Source organism: Paludibacterium paludis (assembly GCF_018802605.1).
Classification (GTDB): domain Bacteria; phylum Pseudomonadota; class Gammaproteobacteria; order Burkholderiales; family Chromobacteriaceae; genus Paludibacterium; species Paludibacterium paludis.
The window spans coordinates 1,835,233-1,858,402 of record NZ_CP069161.1 but is presented as its reverse complement, the minus strand read 5'-3'; the positions used below and the strand labels follow the sequence as shown (position 1 = coordinate 1,858,402).

Here is a 23,170-nt window from a genome sequence, read left to right as displayed (position 1 = left end):
GCATACCAAGAAATCGCGCTGCGCTGCACAACCGCTTTTGACCGGAATCACCGACGCGGCGCGCCGCCATGGTTGTCATCCGCGCCCGGCAAGGCAATAATCTGCGGTTTTGCCATTGACGAGGACTCCGCCCATGCAACCCAGCCACAGCCGCGTCGAATGCCTGATCGTCCACCGCGTCGGCAACAAAGCGCGGGACGAGGGCCTGATGCTTTCCGAATCGCCGGCCACCGTGGACGAACCGGTCGCCGGCCTGATCCTCGACGGTTATCTCAAGGGCGTCGCGTCGGACAAGAAGCGCTTCCAGTTTTTTCATGAATCCGAACTGCGCCTGAACGAGATCTACCATTACACCCGGCAATTTTTCGCCGGGGAACTGGATTTTCTGGAGGTATCGCGTCGCATCGCGCGCCACCTGTACGCCCGATCGCAGCACCCCAACATCAGCGCGGGCGACCTGTTCGTGATCCTGTTCTCGGGCCTTGACGACGACAACCGGCCGGAGCGCGCGCTCGGCATTTTCAAATCGGAAATCCGCGACGACTTTCTCACCCTGACCGAAGCCGGCACGCGCATCGACCTCTCCCACGCCCAGGGCATCAACCCGCACCTGATCGACAAGGGAGCGCTGGTGATGGAACACAGCCCCACGGTCTACGCGGTCGACCGCTTCGGCCAGAAAACCAAGTACTGGCTGGAGGATTTTCTCAAGGCGCGGCGCGTGCCCGATGTGCGCTCCAGCACACAGATGATGACGCGCGTGCTCGAGCAGTTGTCCGAAGGCATCGACGATCCGATCGAGCAGGTGCGCTTCAAGGACGAGGTGCTGACTCTGTGCGGCGGAGAAGAAACCGTGCCGGCCAGGGACGTGACGGCCATGGCGGAACGTTTCGTGCCGAAGGATCATATCGATCACGCGATGAAGGATGCAACGGAACGCTACGGCTTCGAACTGGAAGAGAATGCCCGCCTTCCCGGCCAGGGCATGGCGCGGCGCCTCGAACGCACCCTCAGCAAGGCGTCGCTCGGGCACGGCATCGGCTTGCTGCTGCCTTCCGGCTTCCGCCTGGAAAACCTGCGCTCGGTCGACGAGGGCGAGGACGGCCTGACGCTGACGCTGAGACTCTCGCGACGGGACTGACAGCGCGAAGTTCGCGCGCTATCATTCCGTGCATTGCCATTGTCATCGCAAGATTCCATGAAACACGCACTGATCCTTCGACATCTCGCCTTCGAGCACGCCGGTACGCTGGAAGACGTGCTGGCCAGGCACCGCTATCAGTTCCAGTATGTCGACGCGCCACTGGCCGACCTGGTGCGCCTGGACATCATCGGCCCGGACCTCGTGATCGTACTGGGCGGTCCGATCGGCGCCTGCGACGATGAGCGCTACCCGTTTCTCACCGCCGAAACACTGCGCATCCGCGAGCGCCTCGCATCGGGCAAGCCGCTGATCGGCATCTGTCTTGGCGCGCAGTTGATCGCCAAGGCACTCGGCCAGCCCGTCTACCCCGCGCGGAAAAAGGAGATCGGCTGGCAACCGCTATCGTGGGCGCCCTTGCTCGCCGACAGCGGCATCAGCGCGCTCGCGCGGGCGCCCTCGATGCTGCATTGGCACGGGGACACTTTCGATCTGCCGGACGGCGCGACGCGGCTGGCCTCGACCGAGACCACACCAAACCAGATCTTCACCTATCGGAACACGGTGCTCGGCCTGCAGTGCCACCCGGAAATACGGCCCGAGGAAATCGAGTCATGGCTGGTCGGCCACGCGGCCGAGCTGTCCGCGGCCGGCATCGATCCTGGCACGGTGCGCGCGGACACGCTGCGCTATGGCACCGCACTTGCCAACGCGGCTTTTCAGGGGTTTTCCGACTGGCTGTCGCGCGTCGAACCGCGCTGACCCCGCCACTCTCGGCACCCATGAAAAAACCGGCGCATGCGCCGGTTTTTTCACGAAGGCGAGACCGCCTTACTGGGCTTTCAGACCGAAGGACTCGGCGGTTTCCCGCGCGGTTTTCGCTTCGTCTTCCAGGAGCGCCTTGATCGACAGGCGAACACGGCCACGGTCATCCATCTCGATGGCCTTGACCTTGACGATCTGGCCTTCCTTCAGGTGATCGGCCACATTCTTGATGCGCTCGTTGGCGATCTGGGAAATGTGGACGAGGCCGTCCTTGCCCGGCAGGATGGACACGATCGCGCCGACGTTGTTGTCGAGGATCTTGACCACGGTGCCTTCGTAGATCTTGCCGACTTCGACTTCGGCGGTGATCTCCTCGATGCGCTTCTTCGCCGCATCGGCGCCGTCCTGGCTAACCGAAGCGATAGTGATCGTGCCATCTTCCTCGATATTGATCTCGGTGCCGGTTTCCTTGGTGATCGCGCGGATGGTTTCACCGCCCTTGCCGATCACTTCGCGGATCTTGTCCGGGTTGATCTTCATCGTGAAGAGGCGCGGCGCGAAGGACGACAGCTCCTGCGGACCGTCAACGGCTTCCTTCATCAGGCCGAGGATGTGCATGCGGCCTTCCTTGGCCTGGTCGAGGGCGACCTGCATGATTTCCTTGGTGATGCCCTGGATCTTGATGTCCATCTGCAGCGCGGTGACACCCTCGGTGGTACCGGCCACCTTGAAGTCCATGTCGCCCAGGTGGTCTTCGTCGCCCAGGATGTCGGTCAGCACCGCGAAGCGGTTGCCTTCCAGGATCAGGCCCATGGCGATACCGGCCACGTGCGCCTTCAGCGGAACGCCGGCGGACAGCAGCGACAGGCAACCGCCGCACACCGAGGCCATCGACGAGGAACCGTTCGACTCGGTGATCTCGGAAACAACGCGCATCGAGTAGCCGAAGTCCGCTTCCGGCGGCAGAACCGCGACCAGCGCGCGCTTGGCCAGACGGCCATGGCCGATCTCGCGGCGCTTGGGCGGGCCCATGCGGCCGGCTTCACCGGTCGAATACGGCGGGAAGTTGTAATGCAGCATGAAGCGCTCGGTGTATTCGCCGGCCAGCGCGTCGATGATCTGCTCGTCCTGCTTGGTGCCGAGGGTGGTCACCACCAGCGCCTGGGTCTCGCCACGGGTGAACAGGGCGGAGCCGTGGGTGCGCGGCAGCACGTGGGAACGGATCGAGATCGGACGCACCGTGCGGGTGTCGCGGCCGTCGATGCGCGGCTCGCCGGCCAGGATCTGTCCGCGGACGATCTCGGCTTCCAGCGACTTGAAGATGCCCTTGATCTCGTTGGCCTTCAGGGTGTCGGTCTCTTCGGTGATCAGCGCCGCCTTCACCGCGTCCCAGGCTTCGTTGATGGCCAGGGTGCGGGCCTGCTTCTGACGCATGCGGAAAGCCGCGGCCAGCGCGTCGCCGGCGATTCCGCGGATGGACGCGACCAGTTCTTCGTCGCGGGCCGGAGCGGCCCAGTCCCACATCACCGGATTGACTTCGTCGGCCAGCTCGTTGATCGCGCGGATCGCGGCCTGCATCTGGTCATGGCCGAACACCACGGCGCCGAGCATCACCGCTTCGGGCAGTTCGCGGGCTTCGGATTCGACCATCAGCACGGCGCGCTCGGTACCGGCCACCACGAGATCCAGCTCGGAAGCGGCCAGTTCGGTCTTGGTCGGGTTCAGGATGTACTCGCCATTGGCGTAACCCACACGGGCCGCGCCGATCGGGCCGGCGAACGGCAGACCGGAAATCGCCAGCGCGGCGGACGCGCCGATCATCGCGGGGATGTCGGCGTCCACTTCCGGGTTCAGCGACACGACGGTGGCCACGATCTGCACGTCGTGGTAGAAGCCTTCCGGGAACAGCGGACGGATCGGACGATCGATCAGTCGGCTGGTGAGGACTTCCTTCTCGGACTGCTTGCCTTCGCGCTTGAAGAAGCCGCCCGGGATCTTGCCAGCGGCGTAGGTGCGCTCCAGATAATCGACGGTCAGCGGGAAGAAGTCCTGGCCGGGCTTGACGGACTTGCCGCCGACCACGGCGACCATGACGACGGTTTCTTCCATGGTCACCAGCACGGCGCCGGAAGCCTGGCGGGCGACTTCGCCCGTTTCGATGGTGACCGTATGGCGGCCGTACTGGAACGTTTTGCTAATCTTGTTGAACACTTGGGTTATCCCTCGTTGATTCGATCGTTTTGGGATGCCGGACCCTCAACGGGAACCCCTAGATATGACGGGCCACGCCATCGCCATATCTAGAGGCTCCCCCCGTTGCTGTCAGTCGGATCCGGTAATGCTTGTTTTAATACGGTTTCGTATATGAAAAAGTCGCAGGCTAGCTGCGACTTTTTCCAACCTGCGCCGACTTACTTGCGCAGACCCAGACGGGCGATCAGGGCGCGGTAGCTGTCCGCGTCGGTGCGCTTGAGATAGTCAAGCAGACGACGACGACGGCTAACGAGCTTCAGCAGGCCACGACGGCTGTGGTGGTCTTTGCTGTTCGCCTTGAAGTGCGGGGTCAGATCGTTGATACGAGCGGTCAACAGAGCGACTTGGACCTCGGAGGAACCGGTGTCGCCAGGCGCACGCTGGAAATCTTTAACGATGTCGGCTTTTTGGGTGGCGGTCATTGCCATTACAACTTACTCCAAACTCAGGTTAGGGCAAAACGCCCGACGAGTGCGGCGAGCCGAAACCCATCCGCACTTCTGCTAGCTGACGGCCTGCGCCGCCAGCAGCCTGACCGGCTGAAGCGACGAGTCGCCGCGCCATTCGGCCAGACCAAGAAATTTCCGGTCGACCTCGCGGTACACCCGAAAACGCGTCATTATCGCACAGTTCAGGGAAAAGCGCACAGCTTGTCCGCGACAAAATCTGAAACACTCGCTCTCCCCGAGCGACACCTCCGGCAAATGCCGCACCAGCACGTCCGGCGGCAACAGCAGCGCATCGCGCTCGGGAACATCCCTTCCCTCCAGCGCCTCCAGCGTCACCGCCGAGCCGATCTCGAAACCGGCCGTGGCGGTGCGCCGCAACCCGCTCAAGTGTGCGCCGCAGCCCAGCATTTCGCCGATATCCTCGCCCAGCGTGCGGATATAGGTTCCCTTGCTGCAGCGCACATCGATCACCGCCTCCTTGCCGTCGAACGACAGAAGATCGATGCCGTGGATGATCACGTCGCGCGCCTTGCGCTCGATCTCGATTCCCTGACGCGCATACTCGTAGAGCGCCTTGCCCTGGAACTTGAGGGCCGAATACATCGGCGGCACCTGACGGATCGGGCCGGTGAACCGGTCAAGCGCGGCCTCGAGCGCCGATCGCGACACATCCACGGGCCGCTCCGACACCACCTCGCCCTCGACATCGCCGGTCGTGGTCACACGCCCGAACGCCACCGTGGCGGTGTAGCGCTTGTCGGCATCCAGCAAAAACGAGGAAAACTTGGTCGCCTCGCCGAAACAGACCGGCAACAGGCCGGTGGCCAGCGGGTCGAGCACACCGGTGTGCCCCGCTTTCGCCGCTGTGAACAGCCAGCGCGCCTTTTGCAGCGCGCCATTGCTGCTCACGCCCAGCGGCTTGTCCAAAAGCAGCACGCCATCGACATCCCGCTTGGGACGGCGCACCTGACTCATGCGCGGCCTTCCGCGTCGTCCTCGACGTCGTCCGGCCCCAACTCCTGCGGCTCCTTGTCTTCGTTGATGCCCTCATCGGCATCGCTGTCGTCAAGCAATCCGCCGCGCGCGGCGTCTTCGCTGGCCACCTGGTCGATCAGACGACTCATGTGCATGCCGCGCTCGATCGATTCGTCGTACACGAAATGCAATTGCGGCACGCTGTAAATGTTCAGGCCGCGTCCCAGCTCGGTGCGCAGGTAACCGGCCGCGCTATCCAGCGCCTCCTGGGTCACCTCTCGCTTGTCAGACTCCATCACCGTGTAGTAGATCGTGGCATGGGAGTAGTCTCGGGTGACGTGAACGGACGTCAGCGTGATCCAGCCTGCGCGGGGATCCTTGAGGCCCGCGCGCAACAGGGCCGCCAGATCGCGCTGGATCTGGTCGGCGAGACGGTCCGAACGGGAAAATCCTTTACGGGCTCTGGCCATGGTCATATTCCTGGTTCAATCAAACACAAGGGCGAGCCCCGTCCGGCCGAAGCCGGACGAGCGCCCGCCCGAAAAAAAACACAACGATCAGAGGGTACGCGCCACTTCGACGATTTCGAATACCTCGAGAGCATCGCCTTCGCGGATGTCGTTGAAGTTCTTCAGCATCAGACCGCACTCGTAGCCCTGCTTCACTTCCTTCACATCATCCTTGAAGCGCTTGAGCGAATCGAGTTCCCCGGTATGCACGACGACGTTGTCGCGAATCAGGCGAATCTGCGAATGACGCTTGATCATGCCGTCGGTCACCATGCAGCCGGCGATCGCGCCGACCTTGGACACGCTGAACACCTGGCGGATCTCGACGGAGCCGATCACCTGCTCCTTCTTCTCCGGCGACAGCATGCCCGACATCGCGGCCTTCACCTCGTCCACCGCATCGTAAATGATACTGTAGTAACGAATATCGATGCCTTCGCTTTCGGCCAGCTTGCGCGCCGCGGCATCGCTGCGGGTATTGAAGCCGATCACGATCGCCTTCGAAGCGATGGCCAGATTGATGTCCGACTCGGAAATACCGCCGACGCCCGAGTGCAGGATGTTCACGCGCACTTCCTCGGTGGACAGCTTCTGCAGGCTGTGGGCCAGGGCTTCGTACGAACCCTGCACATCCGCCTTGATGATCAGGGACAGGGATTGCACCTCGCCCTCGGCCATCTGCGCGAACATATTCTCCAGCTTGGCGGCCTGCTGCTTGGCCAGACGCACGTCGCGGAACTTGCCCTGACGGAACAGGGCGATTTCGCGCGCCTTCTTCTCGTCGGCCAGCACCATCGCATCCTCACCGGCGGACGGCACATCCGACAGGCCGAGAATCTCGACCGGAATCGACGGACCGGCTTCGTCCACCGGAACACCGTTCTCGTCCATCATCGCGCGAACACGTCCGAACGCCGTGCCGGCCAGCACGATATCGCCCTTGCGCAGCGTGCCGGACTGCACCATCAGCGTGGCTACGGCGCCGCGACCCTTGTCGAGGCGGGCCTCGACGATCACGCCCTTGGCCGGCGCGGTGCGCGAAGCCGTCAGCTCCAGCACTTCGGCCTGCAGGAGGATGGCCTCCAGCAGCTGATCGATATTCAGCCCCTGCTTGGCGGACACTTCGACGAACTGGCTGTCGCCGCCCCACTCTTCGGGCACCACTTCCTGCGCCACCAGCTCCTGACGGATACGCTCCGGATTGGCGCCCTGCTTGTCGATCTTGTTCACCGCCACAACGATGGGCACACCCGCCGCCTTGGCATGGTGGATCGCCTCGATGGTCTGCGGCATCACACCGTCGTCGGCGGCCACCACCAGCACCACGATATCGGTCGCCTTCGCGCCGCGGGCCCGCATGGCGGTAAACGCTTCGTGACCCGGGGTGTCGAGGAAGGTGATCACGCCACGGTCGGTTTCGACATGGTAGGCGCCGATATGCTGGGTGATCCCGCCCGCTTCACCCGCCGCCACCTTGGCGCGGCGGATGTAGTCGAGCAAGGAGGTCTTGCCGTGGTCGACGTGACCCATTACGGTCACGACCGGCGGACGCGGCAGCTGCTCGGACTCGACGACGGCGCCTTCGGCCACCTCGAGGAAGGCCTCCGGATCATCGGCCTGGGCGGCACGGCCCTTGTGGCCCATTTCCTCGACGATGATCAGCGCGGTTTCCTGATCGAGCACCTGGTTGATAGTGACCATCATGCCCATTTTCATCAGCACCTTGATCACCTCGGCGGCCTTCACGGCCATCCGGTGGGCAAGGTCGGCGACCGTGATGGTTTCCGGAACCAGCACGTCGTGCACGATCGGTTCGGTCGGCGTCTGGAACGCATGCGCGCCCTGATGCTTGCGGCCCTTGCGGGATTTCCAGTCGTTGCCGGAGTCGCCACCGCGAACGCGCAGACCGCGTCCCTTGCGGTTGCCGTCATCCCAGCTGCGGTCGCCGCCGCCCTTCTTTTTCTTGGCATCGGCGCCGGGACGGGGTGCCGCCGCCGGACCGCTGCCCGGCTGCGCGGCGGACGGAGCCGGCGCGGACGGACGGGAAGCCGGAGCGCCGCTGCGCGGACCCTGCCCGCCCTGCGGACGCGGACCATTGCCTTGCGGACGCTGACCGGGCTGCCCCGAACGCGGGGACTGGCCCGGCTGTGCCTGACGGCGCTCGCCCGCGGCGGGGCGCGGTGCAGCGGCCGGACTCGGAGCCGGCGCGGGAGCCGGTGCCGGCGCGGGAGCCGGTTGAGCCTGCTGCTGGGCGAGGCGCGCACGGCGCTCTTCGCGCTCGATCTTTTCCCGCATCAATTCGGCCTGACGCGCGCGGAACGCCGCCTGGCGGCGCTCTTCCGCCTCGCGGCTGGCGATTTCTTCCGCGGACAGGATCGACGCCGGCGCGGCCGGCTTGGCCGGAGCCGCGGGCTTGGCCGCGGCGGGCTTCGGCGCTTCCACCGGTTTTTCCGCCGGAGCCGGCGCGGCCTTGGCCGTCACCGGTTTCTCGGCGGGTTTTTCTTCATGGCGAACCGCAGCAGGAGCGGGCTCGGCCTTCGCCGGAGCCGCGACCGGCTCGGCGGCCTTCACCGGCTCGGGAGCCTTCTCGACCTTGGGCTCGGGAGCGGCCTTCACCGGCTCGGGAGTCGGCGCCGGACTGGCTTCCGGCGCGGCCGACGGTGCCTTGGCCGGCTCTACGGCGGGCGGCGTTTCCAGAGCAAAGGAGCGCTTCTTCTTGGTTTCCACCTGCACGGTGCGCCCCTGCGCATTGTGCACCTGGGTGGTTTCCTTGCGGGTGATCGAGATACGGGCATCCTCACCCGAACCGTGCGAGCGGCGCAGGAAGTCCAGGAGCTGGGATTTCTCTTGCTCGGTGAGCGTGTCGTCTTGTGAGCGCTCACCCAGGCCGGCGGTACGCAGCATCTTTTGCAGCGTTTCCGGCGACAGGCGGTGCTCGGTGGCAAATTGTCTTATTTTCGTCATGCGTCTTCCCAAATTCCGTCAAATACTTCCCGCAAGCTCACTGTTCGAACCAGTGTTCACGCGCCTTCATGATCACCGCACGGGCCGTTTCGGCCTCCATGCCGGTCATCTCCACGAGATCGTCCACAGCCAGATCGGCCAGATCGTCCCGCGTGGTCACGCCGTTGTCAGCCAGCTTGCGCACGAGCTCGGCGTCCAGCCCCTCCATCTCGCGAAGGTCCTCGGACACCATTTCCAGTTTCTCTTCCGAAGCGATGGCCTGGGTCAGCAGCGCATCGCGCGCGCGGCTTCTCAGGTCATTGACCATCTCCTCGTCGAAACCCTCGATCTCGAGCATTTCGGCAATCGGAACGTAAGCCACTTCTTCGAGGGCGGCAAAGCCCTCCTGCACCAGCACCGCGGCGATTTCTTCGCTCACGTCCAGGTGTTTCACGAACAGGTTGCGCAGTGCCGCATCCTCTTCCTGATGCTTCTCTTCGGCCTCGGCGACGGTCATGATATTCAGGTACCAGCCGGTCAGCTCGGCGGCGAGCTTGACATTCTGACCGCTGCGGCCGATGGCCAGGGCCAGTTGCTCCTCCTCGACCACCACATCCATCGCGTGGTTGTCCTCGTCGATCAGGATGCGGTTCACTTCGGCGGGCGACAGCGCGTTCATCACGAACTCGGCCGGCTCCGGAGCCCACAGCACGATGTCGATACGCTCGCCGGCCAGCTCCTGGGTCACCGCCTGAACGCGGGAACCGCGCACGCCGATGCAGGTACCCTGCGGATCGATGCGCGGATCGTTGGCCTTGACGGCGATCTTGGCGCGCATGCCCGGGTCGCGGGCGGCTTCCTTGATCTCCAGCATGCCCTCTTCGATCTCCGGCACTTCCAGCTCGAACAGCTTGACGAGGAACTCGCGGGCGGTGCGCGACAGCACGAGCTGCGGACCGCGGCCCATGCGATCGATGCGCAGCAGGAACGCCTTCACGCGGTCGCCCACGCGCAGGTTTTCCTTCGGAATCATCTGCTCGCGAGGCAGCAGCGCCTCGAGCTTGCCGCATTCGACAATGGCGTTACCGCGTTCGATCCGCTTGATCGTGCCGGTCACGATGTGCTCGCGACGCTGCAGGAATTCGTTCAGGAGCTGCTCGCGCTCCGCATCGCGGATTTTCTGCAGGATGACCTGCTTGGCCGTCTGAGCGCCGATACGGCCGAACTCCACGGGCTCCATCGATTCCTCGACCACCGAACCGAGTTCGGCGCGGGGATCGCGTTCGCGGGCTTCGTCGAGCGTCAGCTCGCGCTCTTCCGACTCCAGCAGCTCGTCTTCGACCACCGTCCAGCGGCGGAAGCTTTGATACTGACCGGTATGACGATCGATTTCGACGCGGATGTCGACATCCTCGTCGGCAAACTTTTTCTTGGTAGCCGAAGCCAGCGCCAGCTCCAGCGCCGAAAACACCACATCCTTGCTGACGTTCTTCTCGCTAGCCAGCGCGTCGACCAGCAACAAAATCTCGCGACTCATGCAATCCTCCGAATTTTTGTCCCTTGCTTGGCGTCATGCCGCCCAGTTCAGAACTCAGGCTCCAGCCTGGCCTTGTCGATATTGGCGAACGGAATAACCACCACGCGGCCATCCACCTCCAGCTCGAGATTGCCCTCGGCGAAGCCGGCGATGCGACCGGTAAATTTCTTCTGCTGCTCGACAGGCATGCGGGTGCGCACCTTGCAGAGCTGGCCTTTGAAACGGACGAAGTCCGCCTCCTTCTTCAAGGGGCGGTCCAGACCCGGAGACGACACCTCCAGGCGTTCGTAATCGACGTTTTCCACCATGAACAGGCGGGTCAGGTGATTGCTGACCGAAACGCAGTCTTCCACGGTAATGCCACCGGGCTTGTCGATGAACACCCTGAAGCCTCCGCCCGGGGTCATCTCTAAGTCGACGAGCTCGTAACCCAGGCCCGGCAGGGTGCTTTCAAGCAGCAAACGAACATCCATTGCTTTTTCCACAAATAAAAAATGGGCGAAACGCCCATCCCTAAACACCGGAATTGTAACCCATTCCGGAGGAAAAGAAAACCGATCTCCCGCGCCCGGCGGGATACCGCGATACTATACTTTACGGCCTGATTTCACTTCCTGTAAATTAGCACGACTCGACTCCATGCTAAACGCAGGGAAATCGACACCTCAATAATTCAAAAATCATAACTACAACAACGCTCGTTGGCCACGGCCGGCGCAACGTCACATTCAGCACGATGGAGAAGCCTGACACCTATGGAAAAGATTTGGCTTAACAATTATCAGCACGGCGTGGCCCACGAGATCGACATCAACACGTTCTCGTCCGTCGTCGAGGTCTTCGAGCGCAGCGTGGAACGCTTCCGCGACCGCCCGGCCATGGCCAACATGGACAAGATCATCAGCTACGGCGAACTGGACACGCTGTCGCGGCACTTCGCCTCCTACCTGCAGAACACGCTCAAGCTCGCCAAGGGCTCCCGCGTCGCGGTGATGATGCCCAACCTGCTGCAATACCCGGTGGCGGTCTTCGGCATACTGCGCGCCGGCATGACGGTGGTCAACGTCAACCCGCTCTACACCCCGCGCGAACTCGAACACCAGCTCAACGACGCCGGCTGCGAAACCATCGTCATCCTGGAAAACTTCGCCAGTGTCCTCGAAGACGTGCTGCCCCGCACCGGCATCAAGCACATCGTGATCGCCTCGATCGGCGACCTGCTCGGTTTCCCCAAATCGCTGCTGGTGAATTTCGTGGTGCGCCGGGTCAAGAAAATGGTCCCGCGCTGGGAACTGCCGCACGTCCGTTTCAACGACGCCATCGCCAGCGGCAGGGCCGCGCCGTTCGCGCCGGTCGATATCGGCCACGACGACATCGCCTTCCTGCAGTACACCGGCGGCACCACCGGCGTATCCAAGGGCGCGATGCTGCTGCACAGCAATATCGTCGCCAACATGCTGCAGGCCGGCGAATGGGTGAAGAACACCGTGCGGGAGGGGGAGGAGATCATCATCACCGCCCTGCCGCTCTACCACATCTTCTCGCTGACGGCCAACCTGATGGTCTTCACCGAACTGGGCGCCCTCAATGTGCTGATCACCAATCCGCGCGACATCCCGGGCTTCATCAAGGAGATCAAGAAGTACAAGGTCACGGCGATGACCGGCGTGAACACCCTGTTCAACGCGCTGATTCACCACCCGGATTTCAAAACCGTCGATTTCTCCACCTGGCGCATGGTGCTGGGCGGCGGCATGGCGGTGCAAAAGGCCGTCGCCGACAAATGGCGCGAGATCACCGGCGTACCGCTGATCGAAGCCTACGGACTGACCGAAGCCTCGCCCGCGGTGTGCATCAACCCGATGGACCAGCAAGCCTACAACGGCACCATCGGCCTGCCGGTTCCCTCCACCCTGATCGAGTTGCGCGACGCCGACGGCAAGCCGGTCGCCCATGGCGAATCGGGCGAGCTGTGCGTGAAGGGTCCGCAAATCATGAAGGGCTACTGGAACCGCCCCGAGGAGACGGCCAAGATCATCGGCCCGGACGGCTTCCTCGCCACCGGCGACATGGCCGTGATCACCGACGACGGCTACGTCAAGCTCGTCGACCGCAAAAAAGACATGATCCTGGTGTCCGGCTTCAATGTGTACCCCAACGAGATCGAGGACGTGCTGGCTGGGCACCCCGGCGTCCTGGAAGTCGCCTGCATCGGGGTTCCCGACGAAAAATCCGGCGAAGTGGTGAAAGTGTTCATCGTCCGCAAGGACCCCGCCCTCACGGAAAAGGACATCGTCGCGTTCTGCCGCGCCAACCTGACCGGCTACAAGGTGCCCAAGTTCGTCGAATTCCGCACCGAGCTGCCCAAAACCAACGTCGGCAAGATCCTGCGCCGGGCGCTGCGCGACACCGAAGCCCCGCGCCAGCCCGCCTGATCCCTCCCTCCCCCGCCCGGCAGGCGCCCGCCCGCCGGGCGTCTTGCGCCGCCGCCTGCGGCGGCATGGCTTTACCCGCCGGCCAAACACCCGCAAAATGTCGCACCGACCTTTGTCACCAGCCCACCCAACGAAACCATGATCACTGTTTACGGCATCCCTAACTGCAATACCGTCAAAAAAGCCCGCGACTGGCTTGCCCGCGAAGGCATCGACTACCGGTTCCACGATTTCAAGAAAGCCGGCATCGATGCGCCCCGCCTGGCCGCCTGGCTTGACGCCGTCCCCCTCGACAAGCTCGTCAACCGCCAGGGCACCACCTGGCGCGGCCTGAACGACGAGGACAAGGCGCGAGCCGCGACGCGGGAAGGCGCGATCGGCCTGATGATGGCCAACCCCTCGCTGATCAAGCGCCCGGTACTGGAATGCCGCGGCGCGGTCATCCTGGGCTTCGCCGAGGAACGCTACCGGGAGGCGCTGACACAATGAGCGCGACACTGGACCTCACCGAAGCCCTGATCCGCCTGGACTCCGTGACGCCGCGCGACGCGGGGTGCCAACCCCTCTTGATGCAGCGGCTCGCCGCCGCCGGTTTCGCCATCGAGATCCACCGTCATGGCGATGTCGACAATTTCTGGGCACGACGCGGCAGCCAGGCTCCCCTGCTCTGCTTCGCCGGCCACACCGATGTGGTGCCGACCGGCCCCGCCACCCAGTGGCACTCGCCGCCGTTCGAGCCGACCCGGCGCGACGGCCACCTGTTCGGGCGCGGCGCGGCGGACATGAAAGCCTCGCTCGCCGCGTTCGTGACCGCGATCGAGGCGTTTGTCGCCGAGCATCCGGACCACCCCGGCAGCATCGCGCTCCTGATCACCTCCGATGAGGAAGGCATCGCGGTCGACGGCACGGTGCGCGTCGTCGATACGCTCGAGGCCCGCGGCGAACGCATCGACTATTGCATCGTCGGCGAACCGACCTGCGCCGAGCGGCTGGGCGACACCATCAAAAACGGCCGCCGCGGCTCGCTGTCCGGCACCCTGACCATCAGGGGGATACAAGGCCACATCGCCTATCCGCACCTGGCGCGCAATCCGGTACACCAGTTCGCGCCGGCCCTCGCCGAACTGACCGCGCGCCACTGGGACGAGGGAAATGCGCATTTTCCGCCAACCAGCTTCCAGATTTCCAACTTCAACGCCGGAACCGGCGCGACCAACGTCATTCCGGGCGACTGCCAGATCCGCTTCAACTTCCGCTTCAGCACCGAGCAGACCGCCGACGGACTCAAGCGCAGCGTGCATGAAATTCTCGACCGCCACGACCTGGACTATGATCTGGAATGGACGCTCTCCGGCAACCCCTTCCTGACGGAACCCGGAAAACTGACGGAATGCCTGGGCGCGGCGATCCGCGAGGCGACGGGAATGGAGGCGAGTCTCTCCACCACGGGCGGCACGTCCGACGGACGCTTTATCAAGCGCATCGCGCGCGAGCTTGTGGAATTCGGCCCGGTCAACGCGACGATCCACAAACTCAACGAGTGCGTGGCGATCGATGACATCGACACCCTGTCGACCATTTATCGCGCCACTCTGGAGCGCCTGCTGGCGGGCGGATTTACCGCCATGCCGTAGCATGACACGTATTGTCATAGCGCAAAGATATATGGTTGCCGCTGGGCTAGACTGCGCTCAGCCAAAAACTGGACAAGACATGGACCGGCCCGGATCCATGTCTTTTTCGTTGCCGCGGCGAAGACAACACACATACGAGAAGGTCACTCTCCCATCATGGAAATGGAAATCGCCAAAATCTTCATTGCACTGCTGGTGCTGGTCAACCCGCTGGGCGCCATCCCGATTTTCATCAGTCTGACACCCACGCACAGCCAGCAGGAACGCAAAAAAACCGCCCGGGCCACCGCCATCGCCATCGCCGTGATCCTGGTGCTGTTCGCGCTGGTCGGCGACAGCCTGCTGCAGTTTCTCGGCATCAGCATCGGCTCCTTTCAGGTCGGCGGCGGTCTGCTGGTGATGCTCATCGCCATCGCCCTGATGAACGCCAAGCCCGAGCCGACCAAGACCACCAAGGTCGAGCGCGCCGAAGCCGAAGCCAAAACCAATATCGCCGTCGTCCCGATGGCCATCCCGCTGATGACCGGCCCAGGCACCATTTCCACGGTGATCATCTACTCCTCCACGGCCACCTCCTGGGTACAGCTCGCCTATCTTGTCGTCAGCGGCCTGCTGATCGCCATCACCAGCTACTGCGCGCTGGTCATGGCCTCGCCGATCAGCCGGATGCTCGGACAGACCGGCATCAACATCGTCAACCGGGTGATGGGCATGCTGCTGGCGGCGGTGTCGGTGGAAATCATCGTCGACGGCATCTACCGGCTCTTTCCCCAACTGGTCCGCTGATCCGACCAACTGTCATCACGTCTTCGCGTTCTGTACCGTTTTCGGCGACACTATCTGTGCATTGCCGCACCGGTACAGAACGGGTCAAATCTGTCTGTTACATATGACAGTGACCTTACGCGATGACAACAGCTACCCCGATCCCAATCAAAATCTATCCGCGCCTGACCAGCGGCCGTTTCAACACCGTGCGGGTGCTCCTGGTTGCGCTCACCCAACTGGTGTTTTTCGGACTGCCATGGCTGATGTGGAACCATCGGCAGGCGGTCTGGCTCGACCTGGCCAATCATCGCTTCTTCGTGTTCGGCGCCACCTTCTGGCCGCAGGATCTGGTGTACCTGTCGGCGCTGCTGATGGTGTGCGCCTTCGGCCTGTTCCTGTGGACCACGCTGGCCGGCCGCCTGTGGTGCGGGTACGCCTGTCCGCAAACGGTATACACACAGATCATGCTGTGGATCGAACGACTGGTGGAAGGCGACCGCAAGGCGCGCATGAAGCGCGACGCCGGCCCCGCCACGTTCGAGCGCACCGCGCGGCGCACGCTCAAGCACACGCTCATGATCGCCTTCTCGCTGTGGACGGGCTTCACCCTGACCGGCTACTTCACACCGATCCGCGAGCTGCTTCACGCCCTGCCGACCTTCGATTTCGGTCCGTGGGAGGGATTCTGGATCCTGTTTTACGCCGCCTTCACCTGGATACTGGCCGGCATGCTGCGCGAGAAAGTCTGCACGCATATGTGCCCGTACGCCCGCTTCCAGGGTGTGATGTTCGACAACGACACGCTGATCGTCAGCTACGACAGCCGGCGTGGCGAACCGCGCGGCGCGCGGCGCAAGGATGACGGAGCGACGGCGCGCGGCGACTGCATCGACTGCGGCATCTGCGTACAGGTCTGCCCGACCGGCATCGACATCCGCCAGGGCCTGCAGTACGAATGCATCGGCTGCGCCGCCTGTATCGACGCTTGCGATCAGGTCATGGACAAGATTTCCGCGCCGCGCGGCCTGATCCGCTACACCACGGAATCCGCCCTGCAGGGCCACTACCCGGAAAGCGAAATCAAACGCCGCATGATGCGCCCGCGCGTGCTGGTCTACAGCGGTATCCTGCTGACGATCTTTGCCGGTTCCATCGCCGGCTGGGCCATGCACACCAACATCAAGATGGATGTCATGCGCGATCGCAGCTATCTGACCCGCCAGACCGACGACGGACTCTTGGAAAACAGCTATATTCTGCGCTTGACCAATACCAGCGAAACGCCGCGCGTGTACTCGCTCAGCGCCGAGGGTCTGCCCGGCCTGAAACTGGTCGGCGACCAGACCACCGTCAAGCTCGGACCGACGGCCACGGAAACCATCGCCGTGCGGCTGCAGGCGTCGCCCGACGAGGTCCCCAAGGGCAGCCACACGGTCTGGGTTCTGGTCAGGGCGGCAGGCGATGCCGCTCCGGTTCTCCGTGAAAAAACCCGATTCTTTGGAGATTGATTGAATAAGTCACTGCAACTGAAGGCCCTGTTCGCCCATGCGATCGAGCAGGGTCACCTGCTCCCGGGCGACCGCATGCCGTCGCTGCGCAAGGTCTGCCAGGATCATCGGGTCAGCATGACCACGGCGCAGCGGGCCTACGGGGAACTGGAGCGCATGGGTCTCATCGAGTCCTGTCCGCGCTCCGGATTCCGGGTACTGCCCCAGCGCCGCAACAAGGATCACCTGGCCCAGCGCTTGAGCGCGGCCGAGCGGGCGCAGGGCGTGCGCATCGAGCATCTGACGATGGCGCTCCCCATGCCATGGGGTTGCCCTTTCGTCAACCCCGCCCTGCTGGACCCGTCGCTGATGAACCGGGCGCTGGCCGGCATCCTCCAGGAGTATCCGGACACGCTGATGAGCCTGCCCATCCAGGGACTCGAGGAACTGCGCCGGGTATTGGCCCTGCACTACCTGTCGCAGGGCACCCTGCTCGATGGCGATGAGCTGCTGATCACCTGTGGCGGCATGGAGGCGCTGTCGCTGGCCATCCGCGCCGCCTTGCGCGACACGGGGCGCGGCAGCATGGCGGTGCTGTCTCCGGCCTTTCCCGCGGTGCTGGATCAGTTGGCCCTGCTGGACACCACCATTCATTCGGTGCCGTGGCAGGACGACGAGAACCGGCTGCTCGCGTCGGTCGAGGCCTTGTTCGCCAACGAACGGCCTGCGGCCTTTCTCGTGATGGCCAATTTCCACCATCCGACGGGGCGCTGCCTCGGCAACGACACCAAACAGGCGCTGGTCGGGCTGGCGGAGCGCTATCAGGTGGCGCTGATCGAGGACGACACCTACCGGGAACTGCACTTCGCGCCCGCCGCGCCCAACCCGCTCAAGCGTTTCGATACGTCGGGCTGGGTGATGCACTGCGCCTCGTTCAGCAAATCGCTGGCGCCCGGCCACCGGGTCGGCTGGATCGCGGGCGGTCGCTTCAGCGAAACGCTGGCCTCGCTCAAGCTGTGCAGTTCGCTGGGCACCCCGGTGCCAAGCCAGATGGCGCTCGCCAGGCTGCTCTCCAGCGGACGCCAGGACGAGGCACTGGCGAGCTTGCGTCTGGAGTTGCGCGCGCGCTGCGTGGCGATGCGGGAACGGGTCAGGGAATGTTTTCCGGCGGGAACACGCGTCATCGAGCCGGAAGGCGGTTATTTCCTGTGGGTTGAGCTACCCGATTCCATCGACAGCAGCGCCCTCTTGCCCGCCGCGATGCAGCAGGGCATCCATTTCGCGCCCTCGCGGCTATTCCATGCGACGAACCCCGCCCCCGCCAACGGCTTGCGCCTGAACGCCAGCTTCTACGACCGGCTGCGGCACCGCACCGGCATGGCGCTGCTTGGCGAACTGATGGCCAGCGGGTTGCGCCAGGGCGAACGCTTCCGCCAGCGCGAAAAGGCCGACTGAGCGCGCCGGGGCGATGCCCCGGAGTGTTGACATCGTCATGGCGTTCTGAAACCATGGAACCCTGACAACAGGGTTAGCCTAGGCCATGAAACGCGTCGTCCTTACAACTTCGGGTTACGAGATACGCATACGTCACTGCGAAACCACCGACGCCGGGCCACTGAACGCGCTGACCAACCATCACGCGGTCTACCGCAACCTGCTGCAGCCTCCGTACCAGGCCGCCAGCCACTGGCTGGCGCGCCTGGAAGGCACGCCGACCGACGCCTGCTCGCTGGTCGGCGTGCATCGCGCGGACATCATCGGCTGGGTTCACCTTCACCGCGATACCGCGATCCGTCGCCGGCACGTCTGGCACCTCGGACTCGCGGTACACCCGGACCATCACCGTCAGGGCATCGGCACGGCCCTGATGGAGGCCGCCCTGGATCTGGCCGACAACTGGTTCGGCGCGCGCCGCGTCGAATTGAATGTCTTCACGGACAATGACGCCGCGCTGGCGCTTTACCGGCGTTTCGGCTTCGACATCGAAAGTCGTCTGCGGCGTCACGCCTGGCGCGACGGGGTGCTGGCGGACAGCTACCAGATGGCCAGACTGCGCAAGGGCCTGGCATGCGACTGAACCAGCTTGCCATCCGGGCCATGGACGAAGAGCATGTGCCGGGCGTCTGCCGCCTGCACGACGACCGGGATGTGCTCGACGCCCACCCCGGCCTCGCGCTCAATTCGCGCCGCCATTGGGAAACCTGGCTCGCCGGCGCGAACTCCCGCCGTTTCGATCTGGTTGCGCTGCGCGCAGAGCGGGTCATCGGCTGGGCCTTCCTTTCGCTGCATCCGCGCGAGCGACGCAATCACTGCGCCGAAATCCATCTGGCCGTCGCGAGGGACGAACGGCGTACCGGTGCCGGCTCACGGCTGATGGCGGGCCTGCTGATCCTCGCCGACGACCTCGCGCTCGGACGCCTGGAGGCCCGGGTTGCCGTCAACAATACCGTAGCGCTCGATTTTCTCGCTCACGGCGGATTCGAGCGGGAAGGCATGCTGCGCGAGTCGCGGCGCGCCGGCTCCCGCTGGCTGGATGAAATCGTCCTTGCCCGGCTCATGGAGCGCTGAGCCGCGCCGGAGTTTCCGCGCTCATGGCAACAGCAACTCTCCGTTGCGGGCCGGGATGCGCTTTCCCGGCTTGTGATCCATGCGCACCGTGCCGACACGCCCGTCAAGCGAATAGCGCACATCGTACCCCACCACTTTTTTCGTGACCGCGTCCTCGGTATGGCAGCGGTTTTCCGTGACGGTCACCGTATCGCGCTCCTGCATCCGCTCCTGGGCCTGGTTGCCGGCGTAACCGCCGGCGATCGCGCCGACCACCGTGGCGATTTTCTTGCCATTGCCGCCGCCCACCTGGTTGCCGAGCACCCCGCCCAAGAGCCCGCCGACCACCGTTCCGGTCACCCGATGCTCATCCTGCGGCGGCGCTCGCCGCACCACCTGCTCGGGCGCGCAGACTTCCCTGGGCGCTGTTTCCAGTTTCACAACCGGTTTCACGCCCAGCACTCTGGCGTAGGCGGCGTGCCTGGGCGCCGCTTTTTCCGGTGGCGTGACCGCCGCCACTTGCGCGGCGGGGGCCGAGGCGACCGGAGCGGAAGCGGCCGCGATGGCCGCCGGTGCCGAGGCGACGGCGGCCGGGACCGATGCCGCCATCGTCCCGGGCGCGGCGGCGTCATGCGAGAAATGCTGGTAGCCGGCCACACCCAGGCCACCCAGCGCCACGCCGGCGCCAAGGACCCCGGCAATCATCACGATCTGTTTCATGGTTTTCTCCCTGCTCGCGCTTCGCGAGTTCTCGATATGTAATCTGACCACTTGTGACATGATTTTGTTTCATGTCATTCGGGTCAACATGTAACGATCAGTGACAGGACGTACAGCCATGAACGGGAATCGCGCCACCGGACAGTGGCTCGGGAATAAAAGAAAAGGAAGAAACGGAGCGGGCGCTCCGTTTCGCTAGGCGAGCCGGCGTCGCTCGAACACCGCCTGGGCCAGGGTGCCCGGGTCGATGAACTCCAGTTCGCCACCAACCGGCATGCCGCGCGCGATGCGCGTCACCGTCAGCCCGCGTTCTTTGAGCAGTTCGCCGACCATGTGCGCGGTGACTTCGCCTTCCGCGGTGAAATTGGTCGCGATCACCACCTCGGCGACGACGCCGTCGAGCGCGCGCACCATCAGCTTGTCGAGATTGACATCGCGCGGGCCGATGCCCTCCATCGGTGAAACGCGGCCCATCAGCACAAAATACAGCCCATCGTAGCATTTGGCCTGCTCGAGCATCAGCAGGTCCGCCGGCATTTCCACGACGCACAGCAGATCCTGGCGCCGGCCGGGATCCGCGCACACGTTGCACAGCGGGGTTTCACTGAAGGTATTGCAACGCTCGCAATGGATGACCTGCCCGAGCGCCGCATCCAGGGCGCGCGCCAGACGCTGTGCGCCGCCCTTGTCCCTCTGCAGCAGATGGAACGCCATGCGCTGGGCGGACTTCGGTCCGACCCCGGGCAGGACTTTCAACGCGGCGATGAGCTGATCGAGGGACGGCGGGTTCTTCATCAGAACGGCAGCTTCATGCCAGCGGGCAGATTCAGGCCCGCGGTGAAGCCGGCCATGCGCTCCTGGGTCGTCGCCTCGGCCTTGCGCATCGCGTCGTTGAATGCCGCGGCGATCAGGTCCTCGAGCATTTCCTTGTCGTCCTTGGCATCCTCAAGCAGGCTGTCGTCAAGGCTGATGCGCTTGACCACGTGGCCGCAGGTCAGCGTGACCTTGACCATGCCGGCGCCGGCATGCCCTTCCACCTCGACGTTGGCCAGCTCTTCCTGGGCCTTCTTCATGTTTTCCTGCATCTGCTGGGCCTGCTTCATCAGACCAGCGATTCCACCTTTACCAAACATGGCTTACAACTCCTGAACAGGTTGAATGGTCTCCACGAGCAGCACGGCGTCGAAATCTCGGCGCAACTGCTGCACGACGGGATCGTTTTCCAGGTTGTCGCGCGCGGCGCGCAACTGCTCCTGGCGGTAGCGGGCTTCCTGCATGGCGGGGGTTTCCTGCCCCAGCTCCTCGACCGTCACCGTCACATCGACGGAGCGCCCGAAATGACCGGACAGGACAGCCCGGAGTTTTTCCTGATAATCGCGCCCGACCATATGGCGAAAGCCGGTCGGCACCGCCAGTTCGAAGCGCCCGTCCGACCAGTGCTTGAGCACGGCATTGTGCGCCAGCATCCGCGCGGTGCCCATGCGGGGTCCGAGCAGCGCCACGAGCGCCGCCCAGTCGCCGTCGAACGCGGCGGGAGGCTCCTCGGCCGCGGCCGGTTGGTCGTCCGGCACCGGATCCGGCCGGGCCGCCGCCATCGCCGCGTCGCCGAGCGCGATATCCTCTTCGTCGGACTCGGCAGGCTCGGCGGCCGCCGCGGGTCGGACCCGGGAAGACGCGGGCGGCGAAACCTGCCGCGCAGGCTCGGGCTCCGGATCGGGGGCCCGCTCGCGCGGCTGGGCCGGCGACGGCGAAGCGCCGTGCGAACGGCCCGCGCCGGCCAGAATGGCGCGCGCCTGGGCCGCGCCCGAATGCGCGGGAGCCTGAGGCTCATGGCGCGGCGCGGGGGCCGCGGCGCGCGGTTCCGCGACCGGCGCGCTGGCCGGCTGCCGCGATGGATGGAAGGCGAGCATGCGCAGCAGGCACATGGTGAAGCCCGCGTGCTCGTCGGGAGCGAGCGCCAAATCGCGCCGCCCGTGGATGGCGATCTGGTAGTAAAGTTGCGCGTCGGACGGCGCGATCCGCGCCGCCAGCGTCTCGAGGACGTCGCGATCCGGCTCGTCCGGATCCAGCGCCTGCGGCACCGTCTGGGCGAGCGCGATCCGGTGCAGCAGCAGCGCGAGCTCGGCAAGCGCGCTGTCGAAGCCGATGCCGCGCTCCGCGAGCTTTTCGGCTTCCGCCATCAGTGTCGCGCCATCCGCGTCGGCCAGCGCCTCGACCAGCGCGAAAAGATAGCGCCGGTCCACGGCGCCCAGCATCGAGCGGACGCCGTCCTCGCGCACGTCACCCAGTCCGTAGGCGATCGACTGATCGAGCAGCGACATCGCGTCGCGCATCGATCCGGCCGCGGCGCGTCCGAGCAAAGCCAGCGCGCCAGGCTCGTAGCTGACCCCTTCCGCATCGAGCACATGGGCCAGATGCCCGGCCACCTGCTGGGGCGTCATGTTGCGCAGGCTGAACTGCAGACAGCGCGACAGCACCGTCACCGGCACCTTCTGCGGATCGGTGGTGGCGAGAATGAACTTGACGTGCGCCGGCGGCTCCTCGAGGGTCTTGAGCATCGCATTGAAGGCGCTCTTGGAGAGCATGTGCACTTCGTCGATGATATAGACCTTGTAACGGCCGAGGGTTGGCGTGTACTGGGCGTTCTCCAGCACTTCGCGGATATTGTCGATACCGGTATTGGACGCCGCGTCGATTTCCAGCAGGTCGACGAAGCGTCCCGCCTCGATCTGGCGGCAAGCCGCGCACTCGCCGCACGGATCGGCGCCGATGCCGGTTTCGCAGTTGAGACTTTTGGCGAGGATGCGCGCGATGGTGGTCTTGCCCACGCCGCGCGTTCCGGTGAGCAGGTAGGCGTGATGCAGGCGCTCTTCCCTGAGCGCGTTGGTCAGGGCGCGAACCACGTGCTCCTGGCCGACCAGATCGGCGAAGCGGCGCGGGCGCCATTTTCGGGCGAGGACTTGATAACTCATGGGGGCGGATTCTAAAGGCAAATCATCGGCAAGGC

The 23,170-nt window shown here is 64.5% G+C and carries 21 protein-coding genes; 10 read left to right on the top strand and 11 right to left on the bottom strand.

From position 1 onward, the window contains the following. Nucleotides 1–133: 133 nt before the first annotated feature. Both JNO50_RS08435 and JNO50_RS08430 read left to right on the top strand, forming a co-directional pair. Nucleotides 134–1,141, top strand: coding sequence for a nucleoid-associated protein (locus tag JNO50_RS08435; RefSeq protein WP_189534409.1), 1,008 nt, complete (start codon nucleotides 134–136; stop codon nucleotides 1,139–1,141). Between the two features lie 57 nt (nucleotides 1,142–1,198). Further along, entirely contained in the window at nucleotides 1,199–1,903 is a 705-nt protein-coding gene (locus tag JNO50_RS08430) for a glutamine amidotransferase (RefSeq protein ID WP_189534411.1), read from the top strand. Nucleotides 1,904–1,972: 69 nt separating this feature from the next. On the opposite strand, the gene pnp is transcribed toward JNO50_RS08430, so the two are convergent. The 7 genes from pnp to rimP form a co-directional block, all read right to left on the bottom strand. Then, on the bottom strand, nucleotides 1,973–4,117 hold the full coding sequence (gene pnp / locus JNO50_RS08425) for a polyribonucleotide nucleotidyltransferase (RefSeq protein WP_189534413.1): 2,145 nt from the start codon (nucleotides 4,115–4,117) through the stop codon (nucleotides 1,973–1,975). 200 nt (nucleotides 4,118–4,317) lie between these two features. After that, on the bottom strand, nucleotides 4,318–4,587 hold the full coding sequence (gene rpsO, locus JNO50_RS08420) for a 30S ribosomal protein S15 (protein ID WP_189534415.1): 270 nt from the start codon (nucleotides 4,585–4,587) through the stop codon (nucleotides 4,318–4,320). A gap of 75 nt (nucleotides 4,588–4,662) precedes the next feature. Continuing rightward, a complete protein-coding gene (gene truB / locus JNO50_RS08415) occupies nucleotides 4,663–5,583 on the bottom strand; it encodes a tRNA pseudouridine(55) synthase TruB (protein ID WP_189534417.1) in 921 nt (306 codons plus the stop codon). Then, the gene (gene rbfA, locus JNO50_RS08410; RefSeq protein WP_189534419.1) at nucleotides 5,580–6,053 is read right to left on the bottom strand and encodes a 30S ribosome-binding factor RbfA; all 474 of its coding nucleotides are present in this window, start codon (nucleotides 6,051–6,053) and stop codon (nucleotides 5,580–5,582) included. The genes truB and rbfA overlap by 4 nt, the downstream gene beginning before the upstream one ends. 87 nt (nucleotides 6,054–6,140) lie before the next feature. Next, nucleotides 6,141–9,056 carry a translation initiation factor IF-2 gene (gene infB / locus JNO50_RS08405; RefSeq protein WP_189534421.1) on the bottom strand — a complete coding sequence of 972 codons (2,916 nt, stop codon included), beginning with the start codon at nucleotides 9,054–9,056 and terminating at the stop codon, nucleotides 6,141–6,143. Nucleotides 9,057–9,093: 37 nt separating this feature from the next. After that, on the bottom strand, nucleotides 9,094–10,572 hold the full coding sequence (gene nusA, locus JNO50_RS08400) for a transcription termination factor NusA (RefSeq protein WP_189534423.1): 1,479 nt from the start codon (nucleotides 10,570–10,572) through the stop codon (nucleotides 9,094–9,096). Between the two features lie 47 nt (nucleotides 10,573–10,619). Next, a complete protein-coding gene (gene rimP, locus JNO50_RS08395; protein ID WP_189534425.1) occupies nucleotides 10,620–11,045 on the bottom strand; it encodes a ribosome maturation factor RimP in 426 nt (141 codons plus the stop codon). 282 nt (nucleotides 11,046–11,327) lie between these two features. On the opposite strand from rimP, the gene JNO50_RS08390 reads away from it, so the two are divergent. The 8 genes from JNO50_RS08390 to JNO50_RS08355 all read left to right on the top strand — a co-directional run bounded on the left by JNO50_RS08390 (nucleotide 11,328) and on the right by JNO50_RS08355 (nucleotide 19,464). Further along, nucleotides 11,328–13,007, top strand: coding sequence for a long-chain-fatty-acid--CoA ligase (locus tag JNO50_RS08390; protein WP_189534427.1), 1,680 nt, complete (start codon nucleotides 11,328–11,330; stop codon nucleotides 13,005–13,007). Nucleotides 13,008–13,145: 138 nt separating this feature from the next. After that, nucleotides 13,146–13,496 (top strand): arsenate reductase, encoded by a 351-nt coding sequence (locus tag JNO50_RS08385; protein ID WP_189534429.1) that lies wholly within the window; start codon nucleotides 13,146–13,148, stop codon nucleotides 13,494–13,496. Continuing rightward, nucleotides 13,493–14,641 (top strand): succinyl-diaminopimelate desuccinylase, encoded by a 1,149-nt coding sequence (gene dapE / locus JNO50_RS08380; protein WP_189534431.1) that lies wholly within the window; start codon nucleotides 13,493–13,495, stop codon nucleotides 14,639–14,641. Before JNO50_RS08385 ends, dapE begins: the two co-directional genes overlap by 4 nt. Nucleotides 14,642–14,797: 156 nt before the next feature. After that, complete coding sequence (locus JNO50_RS08375; RefSeq protein ID WP_189534433.1) at nucleotides 14,798–15,427, top strand: MarC family protein; 630 nt, start codon at nucleotides 14,798–14,800, stop codon at nucleotides 15,425–15,427. A 122-nt stretch (nucleotides 15,428–15,549) separates the two neighbouring features. Next, a complete protein-coding gene (ccoG, locus tag JNO50_RS08370) occupies nucleotides 15,550–16,917 on the top strand; it encodes a cytochrome c oxidase accessory protein CcoG (protein ID WP_189534435.1) in 1,368 nt (455 codons plus the stop codon). Then, nucleotides 16,918–18,351 (top strand): aminotransferase-like domain-containing protein, encoded by a 1,434-nt coding sequence (locus JNO50_RS08365; RefSeq protein WP_189534437.1) that lies wholly within the window; start codon nucleotides 16,918–16,920, stop codon nucleotides 18,349–18,351. Between the two features lie 85 nt (nucleotides 18,352–18,436). Next, nucleotides 18,437–18,973, top strand: coding sequence for a GNAT family N-acetyltransferase (locus tag JNO50_RS08360; RefSeq protein ID WP_189534440.1), 537 nt, complete (start codon nucleotides 18,437–18,439; stop codon nucleotides 18,971–18,973). Further along, nucleotides 18,964–19,464: a GNAT family N-acetyltransferase gene (locus JNO50_RS08355; protein ID WP_189534442.1), complete on the top strand. Its 501-nt coding sequence runs from the start codon at nucleotides 18,964–18,966 to the stop codon at nucleotides 19,462–19,464. Before JNO50_RS08360 ends, JNO50_RS08355 begins: the two co-directional genes overlap by 10 nt. A gap of 21 nt (nucleotides 19,465–19,485) precedes the next feature. Here JNO50_RS08355 and JNO50_RS08350 read toward each other — a convergent pair whose 3' ends face one another. The 4 genes from JNO50_RS08350 to dnaX all read right to left on the bottom strand — a co-directional run bounded on the left by JNO50_RS08350 (nucleotide 19,486) and on the right by dnaX (nucleotide 23,135). Continuing rightward, nucleotides 19,486–20,163: a glycine zipper 2TM domain-containing protein gene (locus JNO50_RS08350; protein ID WP_215796534.1), complete on the bottom strand. Its 678-nt coding sequence runs from the start codon at nucleotides 20,161–20,163 to the stop codon at nucleotides 19,486–19,488. A gap of 195 nt (nucleotides 20,164–20,358) precedes the next feature. Further along, a complete protein-coding gene (gene recR / locus JNO50_RS08345) occupies nucleotides 20,359–20,958 on the bottom strand; it encodes a recombination mediator RecR (RefSeq protein WP_189534444.1) in 600 nt (199 codons plus the stop codon). Beyond that, the gene (locus JNO50_RS08340; RefSeq protein WP_189534446.1) at nucleotides 20,958–21,296 is read right to left on the bottom strand and encodes a YbaB/EbfC family nucleoid-associated protein; all 339 of its coding nucleotides are present in this window, start codon (nucleotides 21,294–21,296) and stop codon (nucleotides 20,958–20,960) included. The genes recR and JNO50_RS08340 overlap by 1 nt, the downstream gene beginning before the upstream one ends. A gap of 3 nt (nucleotides 21,297–21,299) precedes the next feature. Further along, nucleotides 21,300–23,135: a DNA polymerase III subunit gamma/tau gene (dnaX, locus tag JNO50_RS08335; protein WP_189534447.1), complete on the bottom strand. Its 1,836-nt coding sequence runs from the start codon at nucleotides 23,133–23,135 to the stop codon at nucleotides 21,300–21,302. Between the last annotated feature and the right edge of the window lie 35 nt (nucleotides 23,136–23,170).

Excerpts from the sequence above, each read along its gene's own strand:
- JNO50_RS08375 (WP_189534433.1), top strand. The coding sequence starts at position 14,798 with ATGGAAATGGAAATCGCCAAAATCTTCATTGCACTGCTGGTGCTGGTC.
- rpsO (WP_189534415.1), bottom strand. The coding sequence starts at position 4,587 with ATGGCAATGACCGCCACCCAAAAAGCCGACATCGTTAAAGATTTCCAG.
- infB (WP_189534421.1), bottom strand. The coding sequence starts at position 9,056 with ATGACGAAAATAAGACAATTTGCCACCGAGCACCGCCTGTCGCCGGAA.
- dnaX (WP_189534447.1), bottom strand. The coding sequence starts at position 23,135 with ATGAGTTATCAAGTCCTCGCCCGAAAATGGCGCCCGCGCCGCTTCGCC.
- rimP (WP_189534425.1), bottom strand. The coding sequence starts at position 11,045 with ATGGATGTTCGTTTGCTGCTTGAAAGCACCCTGCCGGGCCTGGGTTAC.
- JNO50_RS08350 (WP_215796534.1), bottom strand. The coding sequence starts at position 20,163 with ATGAAACAGATCGTGATGATTGCCGGGGTCCTTGGCGCCGGCGTGGCG.
- JNO50_RS08430 (WP_189534411.1), top strand. The coding sequence starts at position 1,199 with ATGAAACACGCACTGATCCTTCGACATCTCGCCTTCGAGCACGCCGGT.
- nusA (WP_189534423.1), bottom strand. The coding sequence starts at position 10,572 with ATGAGTCGCGAGATTTTGTTGCTGGTCGACGCGCTGGCTAGCGAGAAG.
- dapE (WP_189534431.1), top strand. The coding sequence starts at position 13,493 with ATGAGCGCGACACTGGACCTCACCGAAGCCCTGATCCGCCTGGACTCC.
- rbfA (WP_189534419.1), bottom strand. The coding sequence starts at position 6,053 with ATGGCCAGAGCCCGTAAAGGATTTTCCCGTTCGGACCGTCTCGCCGAC.
- JNO50_RS08340 (WP_189534446.1), bottom strand. The coding sequence starts at position 21,296 with ATGTTTGGTAAAGGTGGAATCGCTGGTCTGATGAAGCAGGCCCAGCAG.
- JNO50_RS08390 (WP_189534427.1), top strand. The coding sequence starts at position 11,328 with ATGGAAAAGATTTGGCTTAACAATTATCAGCACGGCGTGGCCCACGAG.
- ccoG (WP_189534435.1), top strand. The coding sequence starts at position 15,550 with ATGACAACAGCTACCCCGATCCCAATCAAAATCTATCCGCGCCTGACC.
- JNO50_RS08435 (WP_189534409.1), top strand. The coding sequence starts at position 134 with ATGCAACCCAGCCACAGCCGCGTCGAATGCCTGATCGTCCACCGCGTC.
- JNO50_RS08360 (WP_189534440.1), top strand. The coding sequence starts at position 18,437 with ATGAAACGCGTCGTCCTTACAACTTCGGGTTACGAGATACGCATACGT.
- truB (WP_189534417.1), bottom strand. The coding sequence starts at position 5,583 with ATGAGTCAGGTGCGCCGTCCCAAGCGGGATGTCGATGGCGTGCTGCTT.
- JNO50_RS08385 (WP_189534429.1), top strand. The coding sequence starts at position 13,146 with ATGATCACTGTTTACGGCATCCCTAACTGCAATACCGTCAAAAAAGCC.
- recR (WP_189534444.1), bottom strand. The coding sequence starts at position 20,958 with ATGAAGAACCCGCCGTCCCTCGATCAGCTCATCGCCGCGTTGAAAGTC.
- JNO50_RS08355 (WP_189534442.1), top strand. The coding sequence starts at position 18,964 with ATGCGACTGAACCAGCTTGCCATCCGGGCCATGGACGAAGAGCATGTG.